This window comes from Enterococcus sp. AZ071, from assembly GCF_050499065.1.
GTDB classification, from domain to species: Bacteria; Bacillota; Bacilli; order Lactobacillales; family Enterococcaceae; genus Enterococcus_A; species Enterococcus_A ferrettii.
Map to the genome: position 1 here is coordinate 686928 of NZ_JBIPAS010000001.1, position 26742 is coordinate 713669.

The window sequence follows — 26742 nt, forward strand, 5'->3', positions numbered from 1 at the left end:
CTTCTTAATGAAACGGTTAAGCCTTATCTATTTTTTTCTACTCTTATGGTATAATTGTAGGGAAACTGTATAGAAAGAGAGGTTGCCTATGCCTAGTCGTTTAAGCGAGTTATTTAATTCGGATTATTGGCTGAGCTTCTTTTCTGAGAATCTTTCAACTTGGGACATTATCGCGAATCTTTTAGATATTGTTGTTGTCTGGTTTCTAATTTATAAACTGTTTCAGCTAGTTCGAGGAACCAAAGCGGTACAACTTATTAAGGGTGTCGCAGTATTTATTGGGATTCGTATTTTAGCAGAATATACAGGTCTGCATACTTTATCTTGGTTGATGAATCAAATAATTACCTATGGGGTTATTGCTGGAGTAGTTATTTTTCAACCAGAGGTTCGCAGAGGATTGGAACACTTAGGAAGAAGCTCAATTTTTAAGCCTACTAAAAAAGAAGAGCACGAAGATGAGAAGATGATTTTGGCGTTTGATAAGGCGATCCAATATATGTCTCGACGGAAAATAGGTGCGCTAATCACTATTCAGCGCAACACTGGTTTAGATGAATATATTGAAACCGGGATTCCGTTAGATGCTGACATTACTGGAGAATTGCTGATCAATATTTTTATCCCAAATACGCCGCTGCATGACGGTGCAGTAATTGTAAAAAAAGGTAAATTGGCAGTAGCTTCAGCTTATTTGCCATTGTCAGACAGTATGTTGATACCAAAAGAATTTGGTACACGCCATCGTGCGGCTGTTGGTATTAGTGAAGTTAGCGATGCGCTGACTATCATAGTTTCTGAAGAGACGGGCGGAGTTAGTTTAACCTTCAATACGGACTTTTTACATGATTTGAACCAGGAAGAATACTTAGCTATCCTGCGTAGAGAATTGATTTCTGACGAAAAAGACCGTGGTAAAAAAAATCTATTACAAGCCTTTATTGACGGTGTCAGCAAAGGAGGCAAATAATAGATGATGATAAAATTTAAAAAATCTAATTTGCCCTATCTATTGATTTCTTTGCTGTTTAGCTTGATGCTGTTTTTTAATGTCAACAGCCAGAATGTTAGTCAATTTTTTTCATCAAATTCCACCTATCAAGAAGCTTTACAAAATGTACCAGTAACCTTAGAGTACGATTCAGATGAATATTTTGTTCATGGCTTTGATACAACTGTCTCCGTAAGATTAAGCAGTGCGAATCGAATACAATTAGATCGAGAGGCTGATGAAGATACTCGGACATTTAGTGTTGTAGCAGATCTTAATGGGTTAAGTACAGGTACACATGAAGTGAAATTGCAAACGCGTAATTTACAGAGTTCTATTTATGCTTCTATGGAGCCGCAGACAATTTCGGTTACGATCGAGAAAAAGGAAACAAAATCTTTTGAGGTTACACCAGTTGTAAGTAATGGAGTTGAGGAAAATGGGATACAAGTGGATAGCTTGGCTACTGATCCTAGTATGATAGAAATAACTACTGGTGAAGAGACGATGCAGCAGATTAGCCAAGTGATCGCAAGTGTTGATGCAACTCAATTAGTCGGAGAAGAAGACACTGTAAGAACTCAGGTCCAAGCACTGAATGCTAATGGAGAGGCTTTGCCTATTCAAGCAAATCCGCAAACAGTAACGGTTTCTTTTAAGGTAGAACGATCAAGCAAACAAGTTGCACTAGAACCTAAGCAAGAAGGGACTGTGCCAGCAAACGTTCAGCGATATAATATTGAGCTTGATCAAACGCTAGCTACTATTCGTGGCACTAGCGCAACAATTGATGGGATTGATACAATTGAAGTACCAGTGAATATTTCAAACATTACAGAACCAGTTAGCCGACAACTAGATATTCCAATCGATAATGGAATAAAAATTAATCCTGTGGCTACGACTGCTAGAATCACACCAGTTTTTCGTAGCTCTGATTCAAGTAGTTCAAAAGGGTCTAGTACAACTACTAGTCAAACCACTTCGAGTACTACTAAGGGTACAACCACTTCAATTACGACTGAAGAAACAACTACGAACAGTGAATCGACAACCGCTTCAACAAATTAGAAGATGAAGAAGGGAAATTTTGAATCATGGGTAAATATTTTGGAACAGACGGCGTCCGCGGGATTGCCAATAAGGAGTTAACGCCAGAGTTAGCATTTAAGTTAGGGAGATATGGTGGGTACGTTTTAAGTCAGCACGAAGAACGGGAAACACGGCCAAGAGTTTTGGTAGGCCGTGACACGCGTATTTCAGGAGAGATGTTAGAGGCAGCTCTAATTGCGGGATTACTTTCTGTAGGAATCGAGGTATTCCAACTAGGTGTAATTTCAACACCTGGTGTAGCTTACCTTACAAAATTACAAAAAGCTTCTGCTGGAGTAATGATTTCTGCTTCCCATAATCCCGCTGAAGACAATGGAATCAAATTCTTTGGGTGTGACGGCTTTAAATTAGTCGATGATCAAGAAGCAGAAATTGAAGCGTTGTTAGAATCTGATGAAGATAAACTACCACGTCCTTCTGCAGAAGGTTTGGGATCGCTAGATGAGTTCCATGAAGGACTTTTAAAATACTCACAATTTTTAGTTCAAACTATACCTGGTGACCTATCAGGTATAACCGTATGTATTGATGCTGCTAATGGTGCTACTTCAACTAGCGTGAATCGATTATTTGCAGATTTGGAAACAGACTTCTACACTATGGGAACATCTCCAAACGGTTTGAATATTAACGATGGAGTAGGTTCTACACATCCTGAAAAGTTAGCTGAGCTTGTGGTCGAGAAAAAAGCAGATGCTGGCTTAGCATTTGATGGTGACGGTGACCGGGTTATCGCTGTAGACGAACAAGGTAATATTATTGATGGCGACCAAATTATGTTTATCTGTGCTAAATACTTAGCAGAGCGCAAACGTTTGAAAAAAGATACTGTTGTAACTACAGTTATGAGTAATCTTGGGTTTCATAAAGCAGTGGAGGATATGGGGCTTAAGGACGTAATCACTCAAGTTGGTGATCGTTATGTAGTTGAAGAAATGCGTAAAAATGACTACAATCTTGGGGGTGAACAGTCTGGGCATGTTCTATTCCTAGATTACAATACTACTGGAGACGGTATGTTGACAGGTATCCAATTATTAAATATTATGAAACAAACTGGTAAAAAGCTATCTGAATTAGCTGGAGAAGTAACTATTTACCCGCAAAAACTGGTAAATATTCGAGTAAGTAATAAGTACGGGGCTATGGATGTACCTGCTATTAAAGCAGTAATTGATGAAGCCGAAGCTGAAATGGGTGGTGAAGGTCGTATTTTGGTTCGACCTTCTGGCACAGAACCTTTATTACGGATCATGGCTGAGGCACCCACACATGAGAAAGTAGAGTATTACGTTGAGAAAATTGCTACTGTTGTTCGCCAGGAAATTGGACTAGATTAAAAAAATGTATGCTGCATTCTGTATTTTATGAATGCAGCTTTTTATTGTAAAAAAGAAAGACCAGCAAGCTGATCTTTCTAGAATTTTTATTCAACTGTAACTGATTTTGCCAAGTTACGTGGTTTATCAACATCATACCCACGTTCCAAAGTAGCAAAGTAAGCAATCAATTGTCCTGGAATTACTGAAACCAAAGGACGTAAGAAGTGGTGTACAATTGGTAAAATAATTTGGTCGCCATCCTTGCTTAGTTCTTCCGAAACAATGATAAAAGTATGAGCGCCGCGACTTTCTACCTCACGCAAGTTTCCACGAGTATGAGCTGCAGTAATCTCGTCAGTAATTATACCAATTACTGGTGTACCTTCTTCAACTAGAGCGATTGTACCATGTTTCAATTCACCAGCAGCAAAGCCTTCCGCTTGAATGTAAGAAATCTCTTTGAGTTTTAAAGCCACTTCCATTGCTACATAGTAGTCCTCACTTCGACCAATATAGAAGGCGTTACGAGTGTCACTCAGGTAATCAATGGCTAGCTGACTGATTAAATCCTTTTCGCTTATCATTGCATCCATTGCATTCGCAGCAATTCCTAGTTCTTTAACAAAATCAAATTCTTTAGCAGATGTTACTTGCTTTGCTTCCCCAACAGCTTTAGCTAATACAGTCAATGCTGCGATTTGGGCGGTATAGGCTTTAGTCGAAGCAACTGCTATTTCCGGACCGGCATGCAACAACATTGTGTAGCTTGCTTCACGTGAAAGAGTTGATCCAGCAACATTAGTAATGGTTAATGAAGGATAATTCAGTTCATTTGTTTTAACCAATACCTGGCGACTGTCCGCAGTTTCACCACTTTGGGTTAAGAAAATAAAAAATGGTTTTTCTGAAAGCAAGGGCATATTATAGCCAAACTCACTTGATAAATGAGCTTCAACTGGAATGTGTGCAAGATTTTCTAGGACTTGCTTACTAGCTAGGCCAGCATGATAGCTAGTACCACAAGCAATAATATAAATTCGGTCACTATCTAGTAATTTTTCTAACAGTTCGTCTTCAATAACAACATTTCCAGCATTATCAGTATATTCACTAATGATTCGGCGCATTGTAGCAGGTTGTTCGTCAATTTCTTTTAACATGTAATATGGATAGGTTCCTTTTTCCATGTCTGATAGATCAATTTTTGCTTCGTACGGAGCGCGTTCAATTTGTTCGCCATCTTGATTTTCAATTTGTACAAGATCCTTTGCAACAATTACCATTTCGCCATCGTTAATTTCGACAAATCGATTGGTTTGTTCCAACATAGCCATTGCATCACTGCAAATTACGTTAAATCCGTCACCTAATCCAACTAATAATGGACTCTTATTTTTAGCAACGTAAATAAGATCGCGGTTTTCCTTGTCAATCAATCCGAAAGCATAAGAACCATGAATTTCTTGCAAAGCTTTTCTGAAAGCTTCCTTTGTTTCTAAGCCTTGATTTACAAAGTATTCGACTAAATGAACAGCAATCTCGGTGTCTGTTTCGCCATAGAAGGCATCATCTAATAAAAAACTTTCTTTTAATTCATCGTAGTTTTCTATTACTCCGTTATGAACTAAAACAAAACGTCCTGTTTCAGAAGTATGCGGATGAGCGTTTTGCTCACTAGGCTCTCCATGAGTGGCCCATCTTGTGTGGCCAATCCCAATAGTACCATGAACATCATTAGTCATTTTGTCCGCCAATTTCTTAATACGTCCTTGTGATTTGACTAAGAAATCATTGTGATCATCAGCAACAAAAATGCCTGCTGAGTCATATCCCCGATATTCTAATTTTTCCAATCCATTTAATAAAATATTTGCTGCTTGCTCATTTCCTACAATTCCTACAATTCCACACATAATGACTTTTCCTACTTTCTTTTCATTATCTGCTCCCGTACCACGTGACAGTTTCTCTGTTTTTCCTTCTCAGAAATGTTTTAAAACTATCTGTAGAGCGTGGTCACCCTGAAGCCATCCGCCGAATATTTCGATGAGCTTCTTCCTCGTCATCTCTTAGAGACCTGGCGCTATCATTATTGGTCTACTCAATAATGATTTTTGGTATTGCTAACGGAAACACTGATTAATATAATATAAATTAGAGACTAAGTCAACCTGTAGACTAAATTAAATAAATTGGTCTAATCTTTAGTGTTAAATGGTACAGGTCAGATGGGTGGTTAGATCGTGCATAATTTTCATATTTTCGGCTAATAAGGTAGAATATAGAAAAAAAGGAGGCAGAGTATGCAGCAAGTAGAAAATTTAACTGTTGGACAATTACGCAGGTTTTTAGCTGAACTAGAAAAACAAAAAGCAGTGACTGAAGATACGAAAATCTTTTTAGATACAGGGTGGGACAGTATTCAGGAAATCGCTCCTAATGCGTTAAGTATTGAAGAAGCGAAAATTTTTCAAATTGAGGATCCGTTAAATCATGAGATTTTCCAGGGATATTCATTGCTTGAAAAAGCTGAAAAAATGAAAGCAACTGGTCCAATTGAGAAAGTGTTAATTATTCGCAATTTGTACTAACAAGCAAAATAGGAAGTGGGAGAGAAATGAATAAACGTCGTTGGGCAGCTGTGGGAATCGCCTTTTTTTTACTGATTTTCTCAGCAATTACATCCAGTGTAACTAGAATTAGAGAAACAAAAGAAAGTATGGGGCAAATAAATGAACTGCTTTACGGAAATGGTGAGCCTCAGGAAATTGTGGTAGAACCGGGTAACAGTACCCAGAAAATTGCTAAATTGACGATTGAAGGTACTATATTGAACACTGGACCTAGTAGTATATTTTCAAGTACCGGCTACAATCATGAAGCTTTTATGCAGCAGCTTGAACTGGTCAAAAACGACCCGACTGTTCAAGGCGTTCTTTTAGTTGTAAACACACCAGGTGGTGCCGTTTATGAAACAGCTGAAATTACTAAAGAACTTAAGAAAATCGAAGAAGAGATACCAGTATACGTTTCAATGGAAAATCAAGCAGCTAGCGGTGGTTATTATGTATCGGCAAATGCTGAAAAAATCTTTGCAAGCGAGGATACTGTTACTGGTTCAATTGGTGTTATTATGTCTAACACCAATTATTCTGGTTTGATGGAGAAATTGGGAATTACTGATGCTACGGTTAAGAGTGGTGCGTTAAAAGATATCGGTTCTAGTTCAAGGCCACAAACTGAACAAGATCGTGAAGTGCTACAATCTTATATCGACAGCAGCTACGGTCGTTTCGTGAAAGTTGTTTCTGAAGGCAGAGATATGAAAGAAGAACGAGTGAAGGAGTTAGCCGATGGCCGAATCTATGATGGTGCTCAAGCTTTAGATAATGGTTTAATTGACGCAATTGGTTATCCTGAAGATGCTATGGAGGCTTTAAAAGCTGATAAAGGCTTATCTGATGCACAAGTAATTGAGTATAGTGAGGGCAATACCGACTTTATTAATAGTTGGTTAGGCAATCAAATGGCTGAAATCCAGAATTTAAAACCTACTCAAGAACAACAAATTGCTAACATTATTGAACAGGTGGGTACACCGCAATCACCCAAGGCCATGTATCTTTATGGAGGGGAGTAAAAAATGGCAAATGAAGAATTAGGACGTCCAGCAGTATCACCACTGGTTGGTAACCAAGAGGAAAATGCCACGCTGAAAAGTAATTCATCTAAAACAAATGAGCATCGTTACCCTAATTACTTTTATGCAGGTTTTTGGATTCGCTTCTTTGCTTATTTAGTTGATAACCTGTGCATTACCGCTCTTACTACCATTATAATAGGTGGGCCTTTTAACCTACTAGGATTAGAAAGAACTAGTCAGCTGTTTTCGGTTTATGGCATACTTTCTTTAGTTGTATATCTGGCATACTTTGTTTTACTAACTAAATTAAATAATGGACAAACACTTGGCAAGATGATTTTTGGTATTCAAGTAATTTGTTTTAGTGAGGAAAAACTGAGTTGGTCAACTGTACTGGTTCGTGAAGGCGCCTGTCGGTTTATTCTAAAGAACACGCTATTCTCATTAGGCTACCTGGTTGCTATTTTTACTCCGAATAAACAGCATTTAGGAGATTTATTTACTGAAACTAGTGTGGTTACTCTAAATATGCTGAAAGCTGCAGAACACGAAGGAGCACTAAACTATCATGAGCAGTATTGATTTTCCTGGAAACTATGAGAACTATTTACGAAAAGGACAAGAAGCACTAGTGGAGCACCATTTGGCTGAAGGTTTAATTCAACTAGAAGCAGCTTACCAAATAGAACACGATCCAATTGTCAATTGGATGATATCAAGCACGGCATTTGAGTTAGGTGAATATTCAAAAAGCCTTTCATATATAGAGGAGCTTCCCAAATTTTATTTAGAGGAAGAAAGTCGTGCGGAATTATACCTGCAGAATCTTTTAATGCAAAAAAATTTTTTAGATGCTCGGAAATTAATTTGGGAAATACAGAAGCAAGGTAAATTAAAGAAAGAAAAGGTTCAAAGTTTTACGGATTTGTTAGAGATGCAAGAAGCCTTCTATCAGCACACGCAACGAAGTTTGATAAGAGAAATAAAGAAAGAACTAGAGGAACTGCCAAAGCTTCCAAAGGTATACCAACTGCAAACTGCTCAAAAATTCAAAGAACTTCCACAAAAAGATTTGTTGGATACGTCAAAAAAAATATTGGTAAATACTCAGGTTTCTCCTTTAGTTCGAAACTTTTTATTTGAAGAGTTGGTGAAGTTGGGCACCAAGGATATTGTTTCTATTTTAGCCGTTGACGGTTACAAACATAGTCTTTATCCATATGAAATAGGAACTTCAAATGACAGCACACTGAAACGAACTATTTTGGAGAAACTGACCGATTTTTTAGAAAACCAAGATCCTGTATTATTAGCTAATTTACAAGAGGAAGTAGAGTTGGAGATGGCACTTCTATACCCATTGCATCAACTTTATGATAAAAGTGATTTTTGGGTAAATAGCTATCTTTCAGAATACCTTCAAAAAGAATTGTCGTTAGATCAGAAAGTCGAATCGATCAGGCAGAAAATCAAGAAAGAATTAAATGGGTTTTATGAAGGATAAAGTGTGCAGAATCATAGCTTTATATTTACAATTGATAACCATTAGTGTACTATTTAGTAGTATGCAAATAGCAAGTATTTTAGTATTCGGAGGGAACAAACTTGACAGCAACTTTTGAAAAAACAAGCACCAATGAAGGTGTATTAACATTCTCAATCGATCAAGAAGTTATTCAAAAAGGATTGACGAGTGCATTTAACAAAGTGAAAAAGGATTTATCAGTACCTGGTTTCCGTAAAGGTAAAATTTCTCGTCAGGTATTTAACCGTATGTACGGCGAAGAAGCTTTATATGAAGATGCTTTAAATGTTGTCTTGCCAGAAGCCTATGAAGCTGCTGTTAAGGAAGCAGACATCGAGCCTGTATCTCAACCAAAAATCGATGTTGATACGATGGAAAAAGGTAAAGACTGGGTAATCAAAGCAGAAGTTACTGTAAAACCTGAAGTTAAACTAGGTAAATATAAAGACCTAGAAGTTCCAAAGCAAACAGTAGAAGTTTCAGATGAAGATGTTGAAAATCGTTTAAAACGTGACCAAGAAACTCAAGCAGAATTAGTAATCAAAGAAGATGAAGCTGCTGAAACTGGTGATACAGCTATAATTGATTTTGAAGGTTTCGTTAACGATGAAGCGTTCGAAGGCGGGAAAGGTGAAAACTATTCTCTTGAATTAGGTTCGGGTTCATTTATTCCGGGATTTGAAGATCAAGTAGCAGGTCATAAAGCTGGGGACGAGTTTGACGTAATAGTTACTTTTCCAGAAGAATATCAAGCAGATGACTTAGCTGGAAAAGAAGCAGTCTTTAAAGTAAAAATTCATGAAGTAAAAGCGAAGGAATTACCGGAACTAGATGATGAGTTTGCTAAAGATATTGACGATGAAGTTGAATCGTTAGATGAACTGAAAGAGAAATACCGCAAAGAATTGCTTGACCAACGTGAACAAGCAGCGAAAGAAGCCAAAGATGAGGCTGCAATTAAACAAGCAGTAGACAATGCTGAAATTACAGATCTTCCTCACGTAATGATTCACGATGAAGTACACCGTTCAATGGATGAATTTTTAAACAATATGCAACGCCAAGGAATTTCTCCAGAAATGTACTATCAATTAACAGGATCTACTGAGGCTGATTTGCACACTCAATTCGAAGGTGAAGCTGAAGGCCGAGTAAAAACGAATCTTGTCATGGAAGCAATTGTTGAGGCAGAAAACATTGAAGTTTCAGACGAAGATGTTGAAAATGAAGTAAAACAATTAGCAGAAATGTACCAAATGCCAGAAGACCAAATCCGTAAAGTTCTTACAGAAGATATGTTGGAACACGACATTAAAATGAAACAAGCTGTTGAATTAGTTACTGGAACAGCTATTGAAAAATAATTTTTCCTTAGAACTTCGCCGCTCTTAAGCGGTGAAGTTCTTTTTATATAACGATGATTAAAATGTACTCCAAAATAAAAAAACAAAAAACCAATAATATAACTTCAAATTTTCAGTCATATTTGTTAAAATGAAGAAGAGAAAATCTTAATAAAAAAGGAGAGAAAGAATGAAGAAAAAAATTTTAGGTATGAGTCTGTTAGCTGTTTTTTGTCTGAATATAACATCAAATGCTTTTGCTGAGGATGTATCAAAAACTAATTCTAGTGGAAATACGATTACTAGTACTGCAGAAAACTCGGTTGAGGTTCAGACATCAGAAACTACGGAGGTAATACAATCTTCTGATTCGTCTTCTGAGATTGCTAATAGTTTGGAAGAAGTGAAGCCTTCAGAAGAGAGTGAGTCTCAAGAAGAACCTAATCAGGATGAAGAGGACATAAATCCATCGGAAATCACTACTGAAGAGGGAACATTTTATTTACCCAGTGGGCGTTCTGATGCACCATCGCTTTTTAGAGCCGCGAGAGCTGCTACTTCCATTCCAGTAGTTCAAGCAACAAATAATAATACACCGACTAAAAGTTTTATTGATGTTTCTTCGCATAATGGGACTATTTCCGTCGAGGCTTATCAAGGCATGAAGAAATATGGTGTTACTGGCGTGGTAGTTAAATTGACTCAAGGCACTTGGTATAAAAACCCGCTGGCTGCTTCTCAGATTAATAATGCAAGAGCTGCTGGTCTTAAGGTTTCAGCTTATCATTATAGCGAATTTACTACAGATGCTCAGGCGATTGCCGAAGCCAACTATTTTGCAACATCAGCTAATTCTCTGGGATTAGCGAAGGAAACTGTTATGGTTAATGATATTGAGGATCCCAGTATTGCAGGAAAAGGCGATCATACGTCAAATTCCAGAGCATTCGGTTCTCGATTAAATCAACATGGATTTGCAAATGTTCGTCACTATGTGGGGCTACATTGGATTACAGGTGGTCGAATTAATACAGGTGTTTTAGGAAATAAAAATATTTGGGTAGCCGCTTATCCATATAATCTGTCTCAAAATAATTTGTATACGCAGTACGGAGCTTGGCAATGGAATTCACAACTGCGCTTCCCTAATGTAGGTGGCAACTTTGATATTTCCGCTGATTACACTGGAGCGTTCATCAACCCTCAAGCTTCCGATACTGTCGCGATGCATCGTTTGTACAATCCAAACAGTTCTGAGCACTTCTATACACAAAATGGTATTGAGAAAGATATATTAGTGTCAAAAGGCTGGCGTTATGAAGGTATTGGCTGGAATGCCCCAACATCGGGAGCACCAGTCTATCGACTATATAATCCCAATGCCGGAGATCATCACTACACGTTGAATTTTCATGAAAAAGAGAATTTGGTAAGATTAGGCTGGCGTTATGAAGGTATTTCATGGTATTCGGGTGGGAACATTACTTTGTTAAGGCTGTATAATCCAAATGCTAAAGCGGGATCTCATCATTATACAATGAATGTGAACGAAAAAAATAATTTAGTGCGATTGGGTTGGCGTTATGAAGGACTTGCATGGTACGGTAAATAACTTTGATGAGAAGTTCTCTTTTGAGAGCTTCTTTTTTCTTTAAAAAACAACTAAATTCACTTGCTATCTTTGTGTTTTTCAATGAATATGGTATTATAGATAAAGACTGCAATCGTGGAAACACTTGTAGGAAATGAATCAAGAGGTGAAAGCCATGTATGAGAGCACTGGCGCAGGGGATACAGTTCGCTGTTCTTTTTGCGGAAAAACCCAAGAAGAAGTTAAAAAGATAGTTGCGGGGCCTGGCGTATACATTTGTAACGAATGTATTGATCTTTGTAAAGAGATCATTGATGAAGAATTTCACGAAGAAGCAATACGTGAATTCATCGACGTTCCAAAACCCAAAGAAATCTTGGATGTATTGAATGAATATGTAATTGGTCAAGACCGTGCTAAACGTGCATTGTCTGTGGCTGTATATAATCATTACAAGCGTGTCAATACGGAAGCCGAAGAGGTGGACGAAATTGAATTGCAAAAGAGTAACATCTGTTTAATCGGACCAACTGGATCTGGTAAAACATTCCTAGCCCAAACTTTAGCACGGACATTAAATGTACCATTTGCGATTGCTGATGCAACGAGCTTAACAGAAGCAGGATACGTTGGGGAAGACGTTGAAAATATTCTGCTGAAATTGCTGCAGTCTGCGGATTATAATGTTGAGCGTGCTGAAAAAGGGATTATCTATATCGATGAAATCGACAAGATTACTCGTAAAAGCGAAAATGTTTCGATCACTAGAGATGTTTCTGGTGAAGGTGTACAACAAGCCTTGCTTAAAATTTTGGAGGGTACTGTTGCTAGTGTGCCGCCACAAGGTGGACGCAAGCATCCACATCAAGAATTTATTCAAATCGATACAACTAACATTCTTTTTATTGTTGGTGGAGCTTTCGATGGCATTGAGACTATCGTTAAAAATCGGTTAGGTGAAAAGACAATTGGTTTTGGTACCAACAATAAGAAAATTGATGATAACGCTAGTGTGATGCAGCAAATTATCCCAGAAGATTTATTAAAATTTGGGCTAATCCCTGAATTTATTGGTCGTTTGCCAGTAACAACTGCACTAGAAAAATTGACTACTGATGATTTGGTCCGTATTTTAACCGAACCAAAGAATGCTTTGGTTAAACAATACCAAAAACTTCTCTCTTACGATGAAGCAGAATTAGAATTTGAAGATGGTGCACTGAAAGCAATTGCCAATAAGGCTATTTCCCGTAATACGGGAGCACGTGGATTGCGTTCGATTATTGAAGATATTATGATGGACGTAATGTTTGATATTCCTTCGGATGATACTATTCAAAAAGTCATTATAACCGAGGATTCAGTTGAAGGTACAGGGAAACCAGTGATTGTATATCTAGATGAGAAAAAAGCTGGATAATAAAGAAGTGAGCCGCAATTTATTGTGGCTCTTTTTTAGAGGGGAGAAAAAAATGAAAGTTCATCAGGCGGAAATTGTCATTAGTGCTGTTTCACCAAAACAGTATCCTGAGACAAATCTTCCAGAAATTGCTTTGGCAGGACGATCAAATGTTGGGAAATCTTCATTTATTAATACTTTAATTGACCGAAAAAATCTGGCTCGAATTTCAGGAAAACCAGGGAAAACCCAAACATTGAATTTCTATTTAATTGAGAATTGTTTGCACTTTGTTGATGTCCCTGGTTATGGATATGCAAAAGTATCCAAAACGGAGCGTGCAAAATGGGGCGAAATGATTGAGACGTATATTACTTCGCGTAAGCAACTAAGAGCAGTTGTTTCATTAGTGGACATGCGACATGAGCCTAGTAAAGAAGATATTCAAATGTATGAGTTTTTGAAATATTACAAGATTCCGGTTATTCTTGTTGCTACTAAAGCGGACAAAATCCCTCGTGGAAAATGGAATAAGCATGTGAGTGTGATTAAGAAGGCTTTGGATTTCGATCCAAACGATGATTTTATTATGTTTTCTTCAGAAACAAAGATGGGAAAAGAAGATGCCTGGCGGGCTATTGAGAACAAAATGAAAGACGAGCTGATTTAGGATTGCTCGTCTTTCTTTTTGTCGTCTTTTGGTTTAAGGAATTTTTCAATATCTTTATTTTCTTGAATATCCTTTTTTTTGTCAGGATCTACAGCAAATTCTTCAAATAATTTATCTAGATCATCAGAGCGTTCAAATTTTAAGCCCATGTTAATTCACCTCCATCTTCATAGTTTAGCACGTTTGTAGAAGATTACAAACGGAGCAAACAATTATTTATGTATTTTTACATCAGTACGGTATAATTGAAATATAGATAGGAGTGAGAGCGATGGGGGAACGTCAGTTATATAGTGTGAGTCAGTTACAGAAGTTAGATGGAGCTGCAGCAAATAAAGCCGTTAAAGATTGGTTAATAATGGCGCGCCTGTTGTTTGAACCTGATGAAATGTCAATTAACGGTGCAGAAGAAGTATTTGATTTACCAATAATGGAACAAATTATTGATAAACTTTCTTCAAACGATGACAAGTGGTTACAGGTGAAAAAGGGGGATGAAGAATCAACCATTCATGTGCTTGGGAATACCGTATTTGAGAAAAGCTTGTTAAATGAATCTACTTATTATCATTGGCAGCCTGTCTATCGCGATTATTTGAAACAACGCTTAGAAACATATGGTTTCTTTGCTTGTATTCGTTCTTACGATGAATATTTGTACCACAATACTAGCGAAATTGAAAAGCGGAGACGCTTTGAAAGTGCAGAAAAAACGCAAACGCTTCCTAAAATGCGTGGGATTAATGGAGAAATCATTGTAGACTGTAACAGTTTTCCTGGCTACGACGTTTTTCATACAGGGTATTGTTTAACCTCTTGTTGGCAAATGTTCTTCGGAGAGGCTTACAAGCAGTTATTTCCCAAACAGTTGTTGTTAGAGATTCAACAAGTTGAACGAGTTGTTGAAGTAGGCACTGGTGTAGAAATCGAGTTATACAAAAATCCTTTTCAGTGGGAAGAACCAGCAAATTTAAGATTTCAACGACTATTTAGGAATCAATTAGGGGTTCCACAGTTGTCCTTTACAAATGGCGTTGGCTTGTTGAAACAACCTTACATTGAATTCGCTTTTGAGGACACTGTTGTTCAGACTGTACAATATCAGAATGAACAATTTCAACCTGCTGAAAAAAATAAGGCTTCCTATTTTGTTACTCGGACCTATGATTTTATTAATGATCAGTACCGAGTACATCGCATGAAAGGTGCCTTGAATGCCTTAGCCTATTTTCCTTGGATTGATGATGAGGAAGAGAAGATGATGAATTATCATATCCTTTATCCAGAAAGAACTTTAGATCAAGGTTTAGCGGCTTATGAGTATTATATAAGAGATGCGATTGAGTTAGAACTTTCCGATACACGCTATCAAGATTACACTACAATTTTACAATTTTTTATTCCAGATAGCGCTTTTAAGGATTTTCCAGTGGACGGATTAAAGCAAAAATTGAAAGATATAACTGTGCAACAACTTAGCCAAGAAAATGACACTATTCAGCTATCCTTAGAAAAAGGGAAAAATCGATTGATGGTTGTGTTTGCGGATCAAAGATCAATCTCTAGAAATGGACAAATCAATATGCTTCAGACCTGATAGGAGGGGAAGACGATGAGTCAAATGATAAAAAGGGTTGGATTAATGTTTGTAGTAGTATTATCAATAGTTGCGTTACCTTCTTTTATGGCTAAAACAGTCTATATTACGTTGCTATTTGTTGTAGTAATAACAGCCTACTTTGTTCAGCCAAAGCTGCAGCCTATCAAAGTTAGAAGAAACGAACGTAGAAACTAATTTAAACAGAAAAAAAGGAATCAGAATTTCTGATTCCTTTTTTGTATTATTGTTGTTCAACCGGTTTTTTTATTAACCCGTAGATAACACCAGAGATAATAGCGCCAATAAGAATAAACACTAGATACATAACTGGATTACTAACTAATAAAGCTACAAAAATACCGCCGTGAGGAGCTAATAATTTGATGCTGAATGCTCCTACTAAACCACCCGCTACTGCAGATCCAACAACGAAGCTTGGAATTACGCGGATAGGGTCTGCAGCTGCAAATGGAATTGCTCCCTCTGTAACGAAGGACAGTCCCATGACAATATTGGTTAAACCAGCATCAACTTGACTCTTTTCAAATTTATTTTTGAAGAGACGAGTTGCCACGAAAATTGCTAATGGAGGAACCATACCGCCAGCCATAACTGCAGCCATAACGATTGAACCACCAGTTGCCACAGTAGTAGCTAGGGTTGCAGTACCAAAAACATAAGCTGCTTTATTTATTGGACCACCTAAATCAATTGCCATCATACCACCAAGAAGTGCACCTAGAAGAATTGCATTTGATCCGCCCAAACCAGTCAAGAAACCATTTAATCCATCATTAATTGCTTTCATTGGGATATTAATCAATAACATCAAAAAACCTGTAATTAACAAGCCAAAGAATGGATAGAACAGAATAGATTTGATACCGTCCAATGATTTTGGTAAACCGCTAAATACTTTACGCAACAAGACAATAACATAGCCAGCTAAGAAACCGCCAATTAATGCTCCTAAAAAGCCAGCACCTCCAGTGTTAGCCAATGCACCGGCAGCAAAACCTGCGATTAAACCTGGACGATCTGAGATGCTTGAAGCAATGAAACCAGCTAGTACGGGTAGCATAAAACCAAAAGCTGCACCACCGATTTGATTGAACATACTTGCTGCTTGATTGTAATTCCCTAAGTTAGCTAATTCAGAATTTGGCACACCTATAAATTGGTCAATCATAAAGGATAGCGCAATCATGATTCCGCCACCGATTACAAATGGCAGCATATGAGAAACACCATTCATTAAGTCTTTATAAATACGTTGGCCAACTGTACCATTATCACTAGCTTCGTCCTCAGAACTACCAGAACCATCACCATGATAAATTGGTGCTTTTCCACTTAAAGCCATTTCAATTAATTCTTCGGGCTTTCTAATACCGTCACTAACGGGACGATTAATCAACTTTTTACCATCAAAACGGTTCATTTCAACTTTTTTATCTGCTGCCACAATAACGCCGGATGCTCGATCAATATCTTCAGCAGTTAGTCGGTGCTTAATTCCTTCAGATCCATTAGTCTCAACTTTAATGTCTACGCCTAATTCTTTTGCTTTTTTCTTCAAAGCATCTTCCGCCATATAAGTGTGGGCAATACCAGTAGGACAAGCAGTTACAGCTACAATATATTCACGGTTGAAGTCTTTTAATTCTTCTTCTGCTGCTTCTTGCTTTTCTTCTTCTTCCTTAGCTTTTTCAGCTGAATCAAATAATTGTTGTACCTGATCGGGAGTTGTTGCTTGCTTTAATTCAGCAACAAAATCAGGATTTACTAACAAACGTGATAAGGCAGCTAAAGCTTGCAAGTGCGTGTCATTTGCGCCCTCTGGAGCTGCAATCATAAAGAACAAATAAGTTGGTTGTCCATCCAATGATTCATAATCAACACCTTTATTACTTTTAGCGAATAGAACAGTTGCTTCCTTCACTGCACTATTTTTAGCATGAGGCATAGCAATTCCATCACCTAATCCAGTTGATGTTTGAGCTTCACGAGCCAAGATGCCTTCTTTGTAAGTAGCAATATCAGTAATACGTCCTGCGTCGTACATTTTTTGAACCATTTCATCAATTGCACCTTTTTTATCAGTTGCTTGCAGGTCCATAATCATTGCATCTTTGATCAATAGATCTTTGATATCCATTTATAATTCCTCCTAATCAATCTTTGTAACTTTAACTTCAGGTAACAGTTCATTAATAAAATCTTTTGTTGCTAAATCATCAGAGAAAGTAGTAGCACTTCCGCAGGCGACGCCCCATCTAAATGCTTCGATTGGATCTTGTGTTTTAGTAAAACTGCCAACAAATCCGGCAATCATTGAATCGCCTGCTCCAACAGAATTTTTTACAGGACGTTTCAAAACGTTTGATTGATAAATTCCATTTTCTGTGAATAATAGTGCACCATCACCAGCCATTGAAACTAAGGCATGCTGTGCCCCTTCTTTTAACAATCTACGTCCGTAAGGGAAGATATCTTCAATCGAATTAAAAGTTGTATTGTACAATTCAGCCAATTCATGATTATTAGGTTTGACCAATAGAGGTTTCTTTGATAACGCATCCATTAAGTCTTCACCAGTAGTGTCAATCACAAATGTTGCTTCCTTATCTCGAATGATTTCTATTAGTGTTTGATAAAATCCGGTAGGAACACTAGCAGGTTTGCTGCCGGATAATATCACGACATCATTAGCTGAAACATCAGCTAATTTTTGTTTTAAGCCACTCATTTCCTCTTGCGAAATATTGGGACCTAAGCCATTAATTTCAGTTTCTTCAGCAGCTTTTAGTTTAATGTTGATTCGGGTGTCATCCTTAACTGCTGTGAAATCGGTTCTGATTTCTTCTTTTTTCAGCCATTCTTTAATGAAATGTCCAGTAAAACCACCCACGAAGCCTAAAGCTGTAGAAGAGGTATCAATTCTTTTTAGAATACGCGAAACATTAATTCCTTTGCCACCAGGCAGTTTTAGATCACTTTTCATTCGATTAATATCTCCAATTGCTAATTGATCAACATGAACAATATAGTCAATTGAAGGATTCAGTGTAACTGTATAAATCATACAGCGACCTCCTTAATAGTTGTCAGCTCTTTAATCTTGTCATAAACAATCAGCGGACATTTGTCAGTGAGGATTGTTGCAGCTTCCAAATCGGCAACGCGTGAAAAACTAACTTGGTTGAACTTACTGTAATCGACTAAAACAAACACCTCTTGGGCATGGTCCATTGCTAAGCGTTTCAAAGAGGCTTCCTCTGTATCAGGAGTAGTAAAACCGTGTTCAATATGAACACCATTCATGCCCATAAAAGCCTTATTGAAACGATAATTAGCTAGCTGTTCCATGGCTTGAGTACCAATTACTGCATCCGTTGTCAATTTAATTCGTCCACCTAAAACGATGGTATTAATTTCCTGCTCAACTAAACGGGAAGCCAATCCAACTGAGTTAGTAACTGCGGTAACTTCTTTTCTTTTAAGTAAAGGAATCATTTCTAGAGTTGTAGTTCCAGCATCTAAATAGATAACATCTCCACTTGTGACATAATCAGCTGCTAATTGGGCAATTGCCTGTTTTTGTTGAACGTTTTTGAATGATTTTTCGATCATACCTAATTCTTGTTCCAAGTATTGGGGACGTCTTGCTCCACCATGAACTCTTTCTAACAAACCAGCATTTTCTAAATCTTGTAAATCCCTTCGTATAGTTGATTCTGAAGCATCTAGCAAAGTTATAAGATCCTGAGATTTGAGAATAGAATATTGATCCAATAGTCCAACTATTTTCTTACGCCGTTCGTCTGTAAGCATTTTCAACCCTCCTTCAACAAGTATATTACCACAAAAATTTATGCATTTCAATCAAAAACGGTCAAAAACATCCAAATATCTTTACTAGTTGTTAATACGGGCATTTTAATACGAATTTTACTCGTTATCTAGTAAAATAAAATAGAAAATGAGGTGTAAGTATGAAAAATGAGACGATTTTACAAGCTTTTGAATGGTATTTGCCAGCAGATAGCAAACATTGGCATCGTTTATCTAAAAAGTCAGAAGAATTAAAAGAACTAGGAATATCTGCTGTATGGCTTCCTCCTGCGTATAAAGGTTCTGCGGGGATTGATGATGTTGGCTACGGAACATATGATCTATACGATTTAGGAGAATTTGATCAAAAAAATACGGTTCCGACCAAATACGGAACGAAAGATGAGTATTTACAATGCATCCAAGCACTGAAGAAATACGATATGAAGGTTTATGCTGATATAGTTTTTGATCACTTTATGGGAGCTGACGAAGAGGAGACTGTTCGAGCTGTGGCTTATAGTTTTGATGATAGAACAAAACCTATTTCAGATGAAAAAGAAATTAAGGCTTGGACAAAGTTTACTTTCCCAGGGAGAAAGGGGAAATACAATCAGTATCAATGGCACTGGCAAAACTTTTCAGGTGTAGATTATGATGCCCGTAATAAGGATCATGCCATATTCAATTTCGCTGAAAAAGGATGGGAGTCGCAAGTTGACGACGAAAATGGGAATTTTGATTATTTGATGGGCTGTAATTTGGATATGAAAAATCCTGAAACTGTAGAGCAATTAGACAAGTGGGGTAATTGGTATCAAGCGTTAACAGATGTAGATGGTTATCGGTTAGACGCAGTAAAGCATATCCGTTTTGATTTGTTTGTTAATTGGTTATTGCATCGTCGGGAAGAGAAGCATGAGGAATTGTTTGTGGTAGGCGAATACTGGACAGATGAGTTAGATAAGTTACATGAATATCTAGACTTATCAGGTAACTTAATTCTACTATTTGATGTTCCATTACACTTTAATCTTTATCAGGCTGCTAATTCTATGGGGAATTTTGATATGCGGGGAATTTTTGCAGGAACGTTAATTGAAACTCGTCCGGATTGGTCGGTAACTTTTGTAGATAACCACGATACCCAAAAAGGGCAAAGTTTGGAATCCTGGGTAGAGGGTTGGTTCAAGAGTCATGCATATGCGCTAACACTTTTACGGAATGAAGGTACGCCAGTAGTCTTTTGGGGTGATCTTTATGGATCGAAGAATGTGGAAGCTGTTGGTTCCAACCTTACAACTATGATGAAGTTACGAGAACAATTAACTTTTGGCAGCCAAGCGGATTACTTTGACGATCCTAGTATAATCGGATGGACCTGTACAGGTAACTTTGAGAGTGAGCATTCTGGTATGGCTGTGATTCTGACCAATGCTGGCGGTGGAGAAAAAGAGATGACTATCAGTGCCATTCATCAAGGAGAAACCTTTGTAGATATACTCGGAAATAATGAAGCCAAAGTACTTTTAGGTGATAATGGTCAGGGCGTTTTCCCAGTAAATGACGGGCAGGTTTCAGTTTACGTTAATGAAAAATTAGTTCAACAATTACACGAATAAAAAAGTAGAGTGTCTTCAAAAAGTTCCTATAAGAAGAGACACTCTATTTTTAACTTCTTTTTCTACTACTAGAAAAGTTGAGAGGTTTTGTGAATCATTCGTTTGACAAGTGGTACATGATCTTCAGCAGTTAAAATAATTAACTGATCCCCCGCCTTCATAACCGTATTTCCATGAGTCAAAATTTCTGAAGATCCTCGCCGAATGGAAATTAAAAGCATATCTTCAGGCCATTGGAAATCACGAATCATAACTCCATCTAGTTTGCTTTCTACTGTGACTGGATATTCAATAACGGTCTTAATTCCGCTAATTGAGACAAAGTGATGTTTAAGCAATTTCTCTAACAAAGACTCATAAATAGGATTACCACCTAATAGATCGTTCATAAGGTATGCAGTTAAGGAACACACTGCAAGGGGCATTAGATGAGTAATATTTCCTACCATTTCGGTTACTAAGATAATTGCAGTAAGTGGTGCTTTACCGATTGCGGTGAAATAAGCCGCCATTGCAAAAATAACGAAACTTCTGATGTACATACTATCCATACCTAAATAATTATTTAAGACAGTTCCGTAAAGCCCGCCAAGAATTGCTCCTAACGTCAAAATTGGTAAAAAGATTCCTCCAGGAAGATTTCCTCCATAGGAAATCATTGAAAAACAATAGCGCAGTAAAAAGAGGCCAATCAAGAAAATAAGAGGAAACTGTTCATGGTTAAAATCTAAAATCAACTGATTCCCACCCCCTAAATAATGAGGAAAGAAAAAGCCAATCGGAATAACTAGTAGAAATGGAATTATTCCATAGAAATGTTCGGGTAAATTAGTTAGCAGATAAAGCTTGGACAAGGCAAGCAGTGTCGATTGGTAAATATAGCCAAAAATTCCCAAAAGAATTCCTAGGAGAATCAGATGTCCGTAATAGCGCAGCGGAAGTTGTGGAATATTACCAAGATATAGAACTGGTTTTAGGCCAAAAAAATTAAGAGAAACAAAATTAGCAGTTAAAGCAGAAGTTAAGGAAGTCAGCCAAATTAATGGCGAAAAGGTATGGTGGATTTCTTCAATAACAAAAAGCAAGCCAGCAATTGGTGCATTGAAAGCAGCAGCCAAACCAGCAGCGGCACCACTAGAAATAAAAATTTTTTTCTCAGAAGTGCTAGCACCCGTCTTTACTCCGAACCCTTTGCCAACCATTGCTCCCAATTGAATTGAGGGTCCTTCTCGGCCTAAAAAAAGTCCCGCACCAACTGAAAGAATTCCGCCAATAAACTTTTTCCATAGCACTGAAAACCAATCCTGTTGTAATTCGCCTTGCAACTCTCCCTCAATTTGCGGAATACCACTACCTTTAATATGCTGTTCTGAACGAATCAGTTTAGAAATGATCCAGGCTAAAAAAAGCATTACTATCACCCACGGGATAAGGGAAATAGGACTTGTTTGCGCATATATGTAAAATTTTTCGACAAAATATACAGATTTTTCAATCAGCAATCGAAAAAGACTAACACAGAGACCTGCTAGTAAACCAATCAAAACTCCTTTACCGATAAACACTAATTTTGTGTTGTCTAGTCGTTTAATTTCATGTGTGTTATCCATAGAAACCCTCCAATAATAATACTTAAATAATGTAGCGCTGTTTTAAAAAGAAGGCAAGGAAAATAACAAAGAAAATTAGCTTTTTTTTAATGGCTGCTAGTTTCACGAATGTATGAGAAATGCTATAATTGATAGGATTGAAAACAGAAAGGAAGTTTTGCATGCAGAAACAAGAGTTGTTGGCAGGGCTTAATCCTAAGCAAAAAGAAGCAGTTTTACATACAGAAGGTCCTCTTTTGATTATGGCTGGTGCTGGTAGTGGCAAAACAAGAGTGCTGACACAACGCATTGCTTATTTAATAGAAGAAAAAGAAATTAACCCTTGGAATATTTTGGCGATCACGTTTACTAATAAAGCTGCTCGAGAAATGAAAGAACGAGTGAATGGGATCTTAGGTCAAGGTGGGGAAGATGTATGGGTATCTACCTTTCACTCTATGTGTGTACGTATTCTTCGTAGAGATGTAGACAAGATTGGATATGACCGTAATTTTACGATCTTGGATAGTTCCGATCAACTGACCCTGATGAAACGTATCCTGAAAGAATTGAATATTGATCCTAAGAAATATGATCCTCGTTCCATTCTAGGTACTATCAGCAATGCTAAAAATGAACTGCTGACTCCTGAAAAATATGCGGGAATGCAAGGATCATTTTTTGAAGAAATTGTTGCCCGCTGTTATGAAGCATATCAGAAAGCGTTACGAAACAATCAAAGCATGGATTTCGATGATTTAATTATGAATGCCATTCGTTTATTCGAAGATGAAACCGATGTTCTAATGTATTACCAGCATAAATTCCGTTATTTGCATGTAGATGAATATCAAGATACCAATCATGCTCAGTACACATTGGTAAATATGCTGGCGGCTCGTTTCCGGAATTTGTGTGTGGTAGGAGATGCAGATCAAAGTATTTATGGTTGGCGTGGCGCAGATATGCAAAATATTTTGGACTTTGAAAAAGACTATCCAGATGCTTCAGTCATCCTATTGGAGCAAAATTATCGTTCAACAAAAAAAATCTTGGATGCAGCAAATCAAGTGATTCAAAATAATAGTAATCGACGGAAAAAAGATCTTTGGACAGACAACAAAGATGGTGAAAAAATAACATATTATCGGGCAGATAGTGAACGGGATGAAGCACAATTTGTTGTGAGTAAAATTAAAATGGAAGCTCAAAACAGTGATCGAAGCTACAATGATTTTGCGGTACTTTATCGGACGAATGCCCAATCTCGTACTATTGAAGATACTTTAGTAAAGTCTAATATACCTTACACCATGGTTGGTGGTCATAAATTTTATGATCGAAAAGAGATTAAAGACATTATTGCTTATTTGAATGTCATTAATAATCCAAGAGATGGTGTAAGCTTTGAACGAATTATTAACACACCAAAACGAGGAATTGGTGCTGCTTCTGTAGATAAATTGCGTGCCTTTGCTCAGATGCATGATTGGTCGATGTTAGAAGCGGCCCAGAATGTAGAGTTGGCTAATATTTCTGGCAAAGCTGGACGTATGATTGCCGAGTTTGCTGTGATGATGGAGCAGTTTCGGGAAATGGTTCCCTATCTGCCAGTGACAGAACTAGTAGATCAGGTATTGGAACGAAGCGGTTATCTAGAAGAACTAAAAAATCAGCGTACCCTAGAAGCGGAATCCCGTTTAGAAAACTTGGAAGAGTTCCGAACAGTTACTCAGGAATTTGATAAACGTTATGAATTACAGGATGAAGAAGATGCAGAAGCACCAGAAGAAAAATTAGCAGTTTTTTTAAATGATTTAGCTTTGGTATCTGATTTGGATGATTACCAAGAAGACAGTGCTCAGGTTACTCTGATGACGTTGCATGCGGCGAAAGGACTAGAATTTCCGATTGTTTTTCTGATTGGTATGGAAGAAAATCTCTTTCCGCTTTCTCGTTCATTAATGGAGGAATCTGAATTAGAGGAAGAACGCCGATTGGCTTATGTAGGAATTACTCGTGCTGAGGAAAATTTGTATTTGACTAACGCATTTTCCCGGACACTTTATGGTAAAACACAATACAACCAGCCCTCTCGTTTTGTGGCTGAAATTGGTGATTCTTTAGTAAAACCAGAAGGAATGCAGCCGCAAAAAAATCCAGCAACATCTAATCCGTTTTCGAATGCGCAATCGTTAAAACAGGCTAAGTATCAACAAGCAATTCGTGAACCGATCAGTAGTAAAACTGCGTCTGGCGGCGAAAAAGAAGACTGGAATCCTGGGGACAAGGTAAAACATAAAAAATGGGGAATCGGGACAGTGGTAAAGGTTTCTGGGAATGCAAACGATATAGAATTAGATATTGCTTTTCCACAACAAGGAGTGAAGCGATTATTAGCAGCTTTTGCTCCAATTGAAAAAATTTAGGAGGAGACGGAGTGGAACAACTTACTTTCCAAAAAGCACAACAGCGAGCAGAGGCGTTACGCACCGAGTTGAATAAATACGCTTATCAATATTACGTCAAGGATCAGCCTTCTGTTGAAGATTATGTGTACGATAAAAAATACCAAGAACTAGTGAATTTAGAAACAGACTATCCTAATTTGATCACTGCGGATTCACCAACTCAGCGAGTGGGTGGGAAAGTACTGGAAGGCTTTGTAAAAGTCATTCATGACACACCATTGTATAGTTTGAATGATGTGTTTAATAAAGATGAGTTGATTGCTTTTGATGAACGTGTAAAAAAAACAGTCGGACATTCCGTTTCTTATTGTTGTGAGTTAAAAATAGATGGGCTATCGATTTCTCTAAAATATGAAAATGGTCTGTTTGTTCAAGGAGCAACTCGCGGGGATGGAAGTATCGGCGAAAACATTACAGAAAACCTAAAAACTGTTAAGTCAATTCCGTTACGATTAACTGAACCGTTATCTGTTGAAGTGCGCGGGGAATGCTATATGCCAAAAGAATCCTTTGTTAAATTAAATGAGCGTCGTGAAGAAGAAGGAAAAGAAGTATTCGCTAATCCGCGTAATGCTGCAGCTGGCAGCTTGAGACAGCTAGATTCAAAAGTTACTGCTCATCGCAATCTGAGTACATTTTTGTACACTCTGGCTGATTTTGGTCCGTTAGAAGCGACTACTCAAGATCAGGCTCTAAGTGAACTAGCAAGATTAGGTTTCCGGACAAATGATGAACGGAAACTGTGTGACACGATTGACGAGGTTTGGGAGTATATTGAAGCATTCCATGAAAAAAGAAACCAACTTTCTTATGAAATTGATGGTATTGTCGTCAAGGTGAATGATTTTGATTTGCAAGATCAATTAGGTTTTACAGTTAAGGCACCCCGATGGGCAGCTGCTTACAAGTTTCCCCCTGAAGAAGCCGAGACAATTATTGAAGGTATCGAATGGACCGTTGGGCGCACGGGTGTAATTACACCCACAGCTATTATGAATCCAGTACGTTTAGCAGGAACAACTGTTAGTCGAGCTAGCTTACATAATAGTGATTATATTGAGAAAAAAGATATACGTTTGAATGATACTGTTTTAGTTTATAAGGCAGGAGACATTATTCCAGAAGTAGCGCAAGTGATTATGGAAAAACGTCCAAGTAATAGTACACCTTATGAAGTTCCCACTCACTGTCCGATTTGCGATAGTGAACTGGTTCATTTAGATGAAGAAGTTGCTTTAAGGTGTATTAATCCGAAATGCCCTGCTCAAATCAAAGAAGGATTGAATCATTTCGTGTCCCGCAATGCTATGAATATTGACGGACTAGGACCAAGTGTACTCGCTCAAATGTATGACAAACATTTAGTTAGTGATGTTGCTGATTTATATGCTTTGGAAAAAGAGCAATTGTTAACCTTGGATAAAATTAAAGATAAATCTGCCAAAAATATTTTACAAGCAATTAATGTTAGTCGGGAGAATTCTGTAGAGCGACTTATTTTTGGTCTAGGAATTCGCCATGTAGGCTCTAAGGCGGCTCGTATATTGGCTGAACATTTTGGTAGTCTTCACGACTTAAGCCAAGCAACAAAAGAAGAGATTATTGAATTGAATACGATGGGTGAAACAATTGCAGATAGTGTCGTTACCTACTTTGAAAACGATGAAGTTCATGATCTGATGAAGGAATTAGCCGATCGCGGAGTTAATCTTATCTATAAGGGCTTACGAACCAGCCAGTTGGAAGAAGTTGAATCCCCATTTAAAGGTAAAACAATAGTATTAACTGGTAAATTGCTAGATTATACCCGCGAAGATGCGAAAGAAAAGATTGAAAATCTAGGTGGAAAGGTCACAGGAAGTGTATCTAAAAAGACAGATATCGTAGTTGCTGGAGAAGATGCTGGAAGTAAATTGACCAAAGCTCAATCTTTAGGAATTGATGTTTGGGATGAAACACAAATGATTCAGGCAATCGAAACTAGCTATTTGGATGAGTAATAAAGACAAAAGAGCAGTTGACGAGTTTC

The 26742-nt window shown here is 37.6% G+C and carries 22 protein-coding genes; 16 read left to right on the forward strand and 6 right to left on the reverse strand.

Annotated elements, in window-relative coordinates; genetic code table 11:
- Positions 1-88 precede the first annotated feature (88 nt).
- Genes cdaA through glmM form a run of 3 tightly spaced genes read left to right on the forward strand, consistent with a single transcriptional unit; the run spans position 89 to position 3444 of the window.
- Positions 89-970: a diadenylate cyclase CdaA gene (gene cdaA / locus IGI49_RS03360; RefSeq protein ID WP_207701626.1), complete on the forward strand. Its 882-nt coding sequence runs from the start codon at positions 89-91 to the stop codon at positions 968-970.
- Positions 971-973: 3 nt separating this feature from the next.
- Positions 974-2062: a CdaR family protein gene (locus IGI49_RS03365; protein ID WP_429963342.1), complete on the forward strand. Its 1089-nt coding sequence runs from the start codon at positions 974-976 to the stop codon at positions 2060-2062.
- Between the two features lie 26 nt (positions 2063-2088).
- Positions 2089-3444, forward strand: a complete 1356-nt coding sequence (glmM, locus tag IGI49_RS03370; protein WP_429963343.1) for a phosphoglucosamine mutase — start codon at positions 2089-2091, stop codon at positions 3442-3444.
- 86 nt (positions 3445-3530) lie between these two features.
- Here glmM and glmS read toward each other — a convergent pair whose 3' ends face one another.
- Positions 3531-5339 carry a glutamine--fructose-6-phosphate transaminase (isomerizing) gene (glmS, locus tag IGI49_RS03375; protein WP_429963344.1) on the reverse strand — a complete coding sequence of 603 codons (1809 nt, stop codon included), beginning with the start codon at positions 5337-5339 and terminating at the stop codon, positions 3531-3533.
- A 390-nt stretch (positions 5340-5729) separates the two neighbouring features.
- Here glmS and IGI49_RS03380 point away from each other — a divergent pair, with 390 nt between their 5' ends.
- The 8 genes from IGI49_RS03380 to yihA all read left to right on the forward strand — a co-directional run bounded on the left by IGI49_RS03380 (position 5730) and on the right by yihA (position 13597).
- Positions 5730-6017 carry a hypothetical protein gene (locus IGI49_RS03380; protein ID WP_429963345.1) on the forward strand — a complete coding sequence of 96 codons (288 nt, stop codon included), beginning with the start codon at positions 5730-5732 and terminating at the stop codon, positions 6015-6017.
- A 26-nt stretch (positions 6018-6043) separates the two neighbouring features.
- On the forward strand, positions 6044-7066 hold the full coding sequence (gene sppA, locus IGI49_RS03385) for a signal peptide peptidase SppA (protein ID WP_429963346.1): 1023 nt from the start codon (positions 6044-6046) through the stop codon (positions 7064-7066).
- A 3-nt stretch (positions 7067-7069) separates the two neighbouring features.
- Positions 7070-7651 (forward strand): RDD family protein, encoded by a 582-nt coding sequence (locus tag IGI49_RS03390; protein WP_429963347.1) that lies wholly within the window; start codon positions 7070-7072, stop codon positions 7649-7651.
- A complete protein-coding gene (locus tag IGI49_RS03395; protein ID WP_429963348.1) occupies positions 7638-8573 on the forward strand; it encodes a hypothetical protein in 936 nt (311 codons plus the stop codon). The genes IGI49_RS03390 and IGI49_RS03395 overlap by 14 nt, the downstream gene beginning before the upstream one ends.
- A 101-nt stretch (positions 8574-8674) precedes the next feature.
- Positions 8675-9958, forward strand: a complete 1284-nt coding sequence (tig, locus tag IGI49_RS03400; protein ID WP_429963349.1) for a trigger factor — start codon at positions 8675-8677, stop codon at positions 9956-9958.
- Between the two features lie 169 nt (positions 9959-10127).
- Positions 10128-11549: a GH25 family lysozyme gene (locus IGI49_RS03405; RefSeq protein WP_429963350.1), complete on the forward strand. Its 1422-nt coding sequence runs from the start codon at positions 10128-10130 to the stop codon at positions 11547-11549.
- Positions 11550-11703: 154 nt separating this feature from the next.
- Positions 11704-12948: an ATP-dependent Clp protease ATP-binding subunit ClpX gene (gene clpX, locus IGI49_RS03410; RefSeq protein WP_207701616.1), complete on the forward strand. Its 1245-nt coding sequence runs from the start codon at positions 11704-11706 to the stop codon at positions 12946-12948.
- Positions 12949-13000: 52 nt separating this feature from the next.
- Entirely contained in the window at positions 13001-13597 is a 597-nt protein-coding gene (gene yihA, locus IGI49_RS03415) for a ribosome biogenesis GTP-binding protein YihA/YsxC (protein ID WP_429963351.1), read from the forward strand.
- Here yihA and IGI49_RS03420 read toward each other — a convergent pair.
- Positions 13594-13746 carry an SPJ_0845 family protein gene (locus tag IGI49_RS03420; RefSeq protein WP_429963352.1) on the reverse strand — a complete coding sequence of 51 codons (153 nt, stop codon included), beginning with the start codon at positions 13744-13746 and terminating at the stop codon, positions 13594-13596. The genes yihA and IGI49_RS03420 overlap by 4 nt on opposite strands.
- A 122-nt stretch (positions 13747-13868) precedes the next feature.
- On the opposite strand from IGI49_RS03420, the gene IGI49_RS03425 reads away from it, so the two are divergent.
- Together IGI49_RS03425 and IGI49_RS03430 are read left to right on the forward strand one after the other, a co-directional pair.
- Positions 13869-15194: a hypothetical protein gene (locus IGI49_RS03425; protein ID WP_429963353.1), complete on the forward strand. Its 1326-nt coding sequence runs from the start codon at positions 13869-13871 to the stop codon at positions 15192-15194.
- Between the two features lie 15 nt (positions 15195-15209).
- Positions 15210-15392, forward strand: coding sequence for a hypothetical protein (locus IGI49_RS03430; protein ID WP_429963354.1), 183 nt, complete (start codon positions 15210-15212; stop codon positions 15390-15392).
- Between the two features lie 46 nt (positions 15393-15438).
- On the opposite strand, the gene IGI49_RS03435 is transcribed toward IGI49_RS03430, so the two are convergent.
- From IGI49_RS03435 to IGI49_RS03445, 3 genes are read right to left on the reverse strand one after another with little or no spacing between them, the layout of a single operon-like run.
- Complete coding sequence (locus IGI49_RS03435; protein WP_429963355.1) at positions 15439-17355, reverse strand: PTS fructose transporter subunit IIABC; 1917 nt, start codon at positions 17353-17355, stop codon at positions 15439-15441.
- Positions 17356-17367: 12 nt separating this feature from the next.
- Entirely contained in the window at positions 17368-18282 is a 915-nt protein-coding gene (gene pfkB / locus IGI49_RS03440; protein ID WP_429963356.1) for a 1-phosphofructokinase, read from the reverse strand.
- On the reverse strand, positions 18279-19031 hold the full coding sequence (locus tag IGI49_RS03445; protein ID WP_429963357.1) for a DeoR/GlpR family DNA-binding transcription regulator: 753 nt from the start codon (positions 19029-19031) through the stop codon (positions 18279-18281). The genes pfkB and IGI49_RS03445 overlap by 4 nt, the downstream gene beginning before the upstream one ends.
- A gap of 161 nt (positions 19032-19192) precedes the next feature.
- Between IGI49_RS03445 and IGI49_RS03450 the strand changes: the two genes are divergently transcribed.
- Positions 19193-20653: an alpha-amylase gene (locus tag IGI49_RS03450; RefSeq protein ID WP_429963358.1), complete on the forward strand. Its 1461-nt coding sequence runs from the start codon at positions 19193-19195 to the stop codon at positions 20651-20653.
- Positions 20654-20721: 68 nt separating this feature from the next.
- On the opposite strand, the gene IGI49_RS03455 is transcribed toward IGI49_RS03450, so the two are convergent.
- Complete coding sequence (locus tag IGI49_RS03455) at positions 20722-22263, reverse strand: ClC family H(+)/Cl(-) exchange transporter (protein WP_429963359.1); 1542 nt, start codon at positions 22261-22263, stop codon at positions 20722-20724.
- A 161-nt stretch (positions 22264-22424) separates the two neighbouring features.
- On the opposite strand from IGI49_RS03455, the gene pcrA reads away from it, so the two are divergent.
- Entirely contained in the window at positions 22425-24671 is a 2247-nt protein-coding gene (pcrA, locus tag IGI49_RS03460) for a DNA helicase PcrA (protein WP_429963360.1), read from the forward strand.
- An 11-nt stretch (positions 24672-24682) separates the two neighbouring features.
- The gene (gene ligA, locus IGI49_RS03465; protein WP_429963361.1) at positions 24683-26713 is read left to right on the forward strand and encodes an NAD-dependent DNA ligase LigA; all 2031 of its coding nucleotides are present in this window, start codon (positions 24683-24685) and stop codon (positions 26711-26713) included.
- The last annotated feature ends 29 nt before the right edge of the window (positions 26714-26742 follow it).

Excerpts from the sequence above, each read along its gene's own strand:
- cdaA (WP_207701626.1), top strand. The coding sequence starts at position 89 with ATGCCTAGTCGTTTAAGCGAGTTATTTAATTCGGATTATTGGCTGAGC.
- IGI49_RS03365 (WP_429963342.1), top strand. The coding sequence starts at position 974 with ATGATGATAAAATTTAAAAAATCTAATTTGCCCTATCTATTGATTTCT.
- glmM (WP_429963343.1), top strand. The coding sequence starts at position 2,089 with ATGGGTAAATATTTTGGAACAGACGGCGTCCGCGGGATTGCCAATAAG.
- glmS (WP_429963344.1), bottom strand. The coding sequence starts at position 5,339 with ATGTGTGGAATTGTAGGAATTGTAGGAAATGAGCAAGCAGCAAATATT.
- IGI49_RS03380 (WP_429963345.1), top strand. The coding sequence starts at position 5,730 with ATGCAGCAAGTAGAAAATTTAACTGTTGGACAATTACGCAGGTTTTTA.
- sppA (WP_429963346.1), top strand. The coding sequence starts at position 6,044 with ATGAATAAACGTCGTTGGGCAGCTGTGGGAATCGCCTTTTTTTTACTG.
- IGI49_RS03390 (WP_429963347.1), top strand. The coding sequence starts at position 7,070 with ATGGCAAATGAAGAATTAGGACGTCCAGCAGTATCACCACTGGTTGGT.
- IGI49_RS03395 (WP_429963348.1), top strand. The coding sequence starts at position 7,638 with ATGAGCAGTATTGATTTTCCTGGAAACTATGAGAACTATTTACGAAAA.
- IGI49_RS03405 (WP_429963350.1), top strand. The coding sequence starts at position 10,128 with ATGAAGAAAAAAATTTTAGGTATGAGTCTGTTAGCTGTTTTTTGTCTG.
- clpX (WP_207701616.1), top strand. The coding sequence starts at position 11,704 with ATGTATGAGAGCACTGGCGCAGGGGATACAGTTCGCTGTTCTTTTTGC.
- yihA (WP_429963351.1), top strand. The coding sequence starts at position 13,001 with ATGAAAGTTCATCAGGCGGAAATTGTCATTAGTGCTGTTTCACCAAAA.
- IGI49_RS03420 (WP_429963352.1), bottom strand. The coding sequence starts at position 13,746 with ATGGGCTTAAAATTTGAACGCTCTGATGATCTAGATAAATTATTTGAA.
- IGI49_RS03425 (WP_429963353.1), top strand. The coding sequence starts at position 13,869 with ATGGGGGAACGTCAGTTATATAGTGTGAGTCAGTTACAGAAGTTAGAT.
- IGI49_RS03430 (WP_429963354.1), top strand. The coding sequence starts at position 15,210 with ATGAGTCAAATGATAAAAAGGGTTGGATTAATGTTTGTAGTAGTATTA.
- IGI49_RS03435 (WP_429963355.1), bottom strand. The coding sequence starts at position 17,355 with ATGGATATCAAAGATCTATTGATCAAAGATGCAATGATTATGGACCTG.
- pfkB (WP_429963356.1), bottom strand. The coding sequence starts at position 18,282 with ATGATTTATACAGTTACACTGAATCCTTCAATTGACTATATTGTTCAT.
- IGI49_RS03445 (WP_429963357.1), bottom strand. The coding sequence starts at position 19,031 with ATGCTTACAGACGAACGGCGTAAGAAAATAGTTGGACTATTGGATCAA.
- IGI49_RS03450 (WP_429963358.1), top strand. The coding sequence starts at position 19,193 with ATGAAAAATGAGACGATTTTACAAGCTTTTGAATGGTATTTGCCAGCA.
- IGI49_RS03455 (WP_429963359.1), bottom strand. The coding sequence starts at position 22,263 with ATGGATAACACACATGAAATTAAACGACTAGACAACACAAAATTAGTG.
- pcrA (WP_429963360.1), top strand. The coding sequence starts at position 22,425 with ATGCAGAAACAAGAGTTGTTGGCAGGGCTTAATCCTAAGCAAAAAGAA.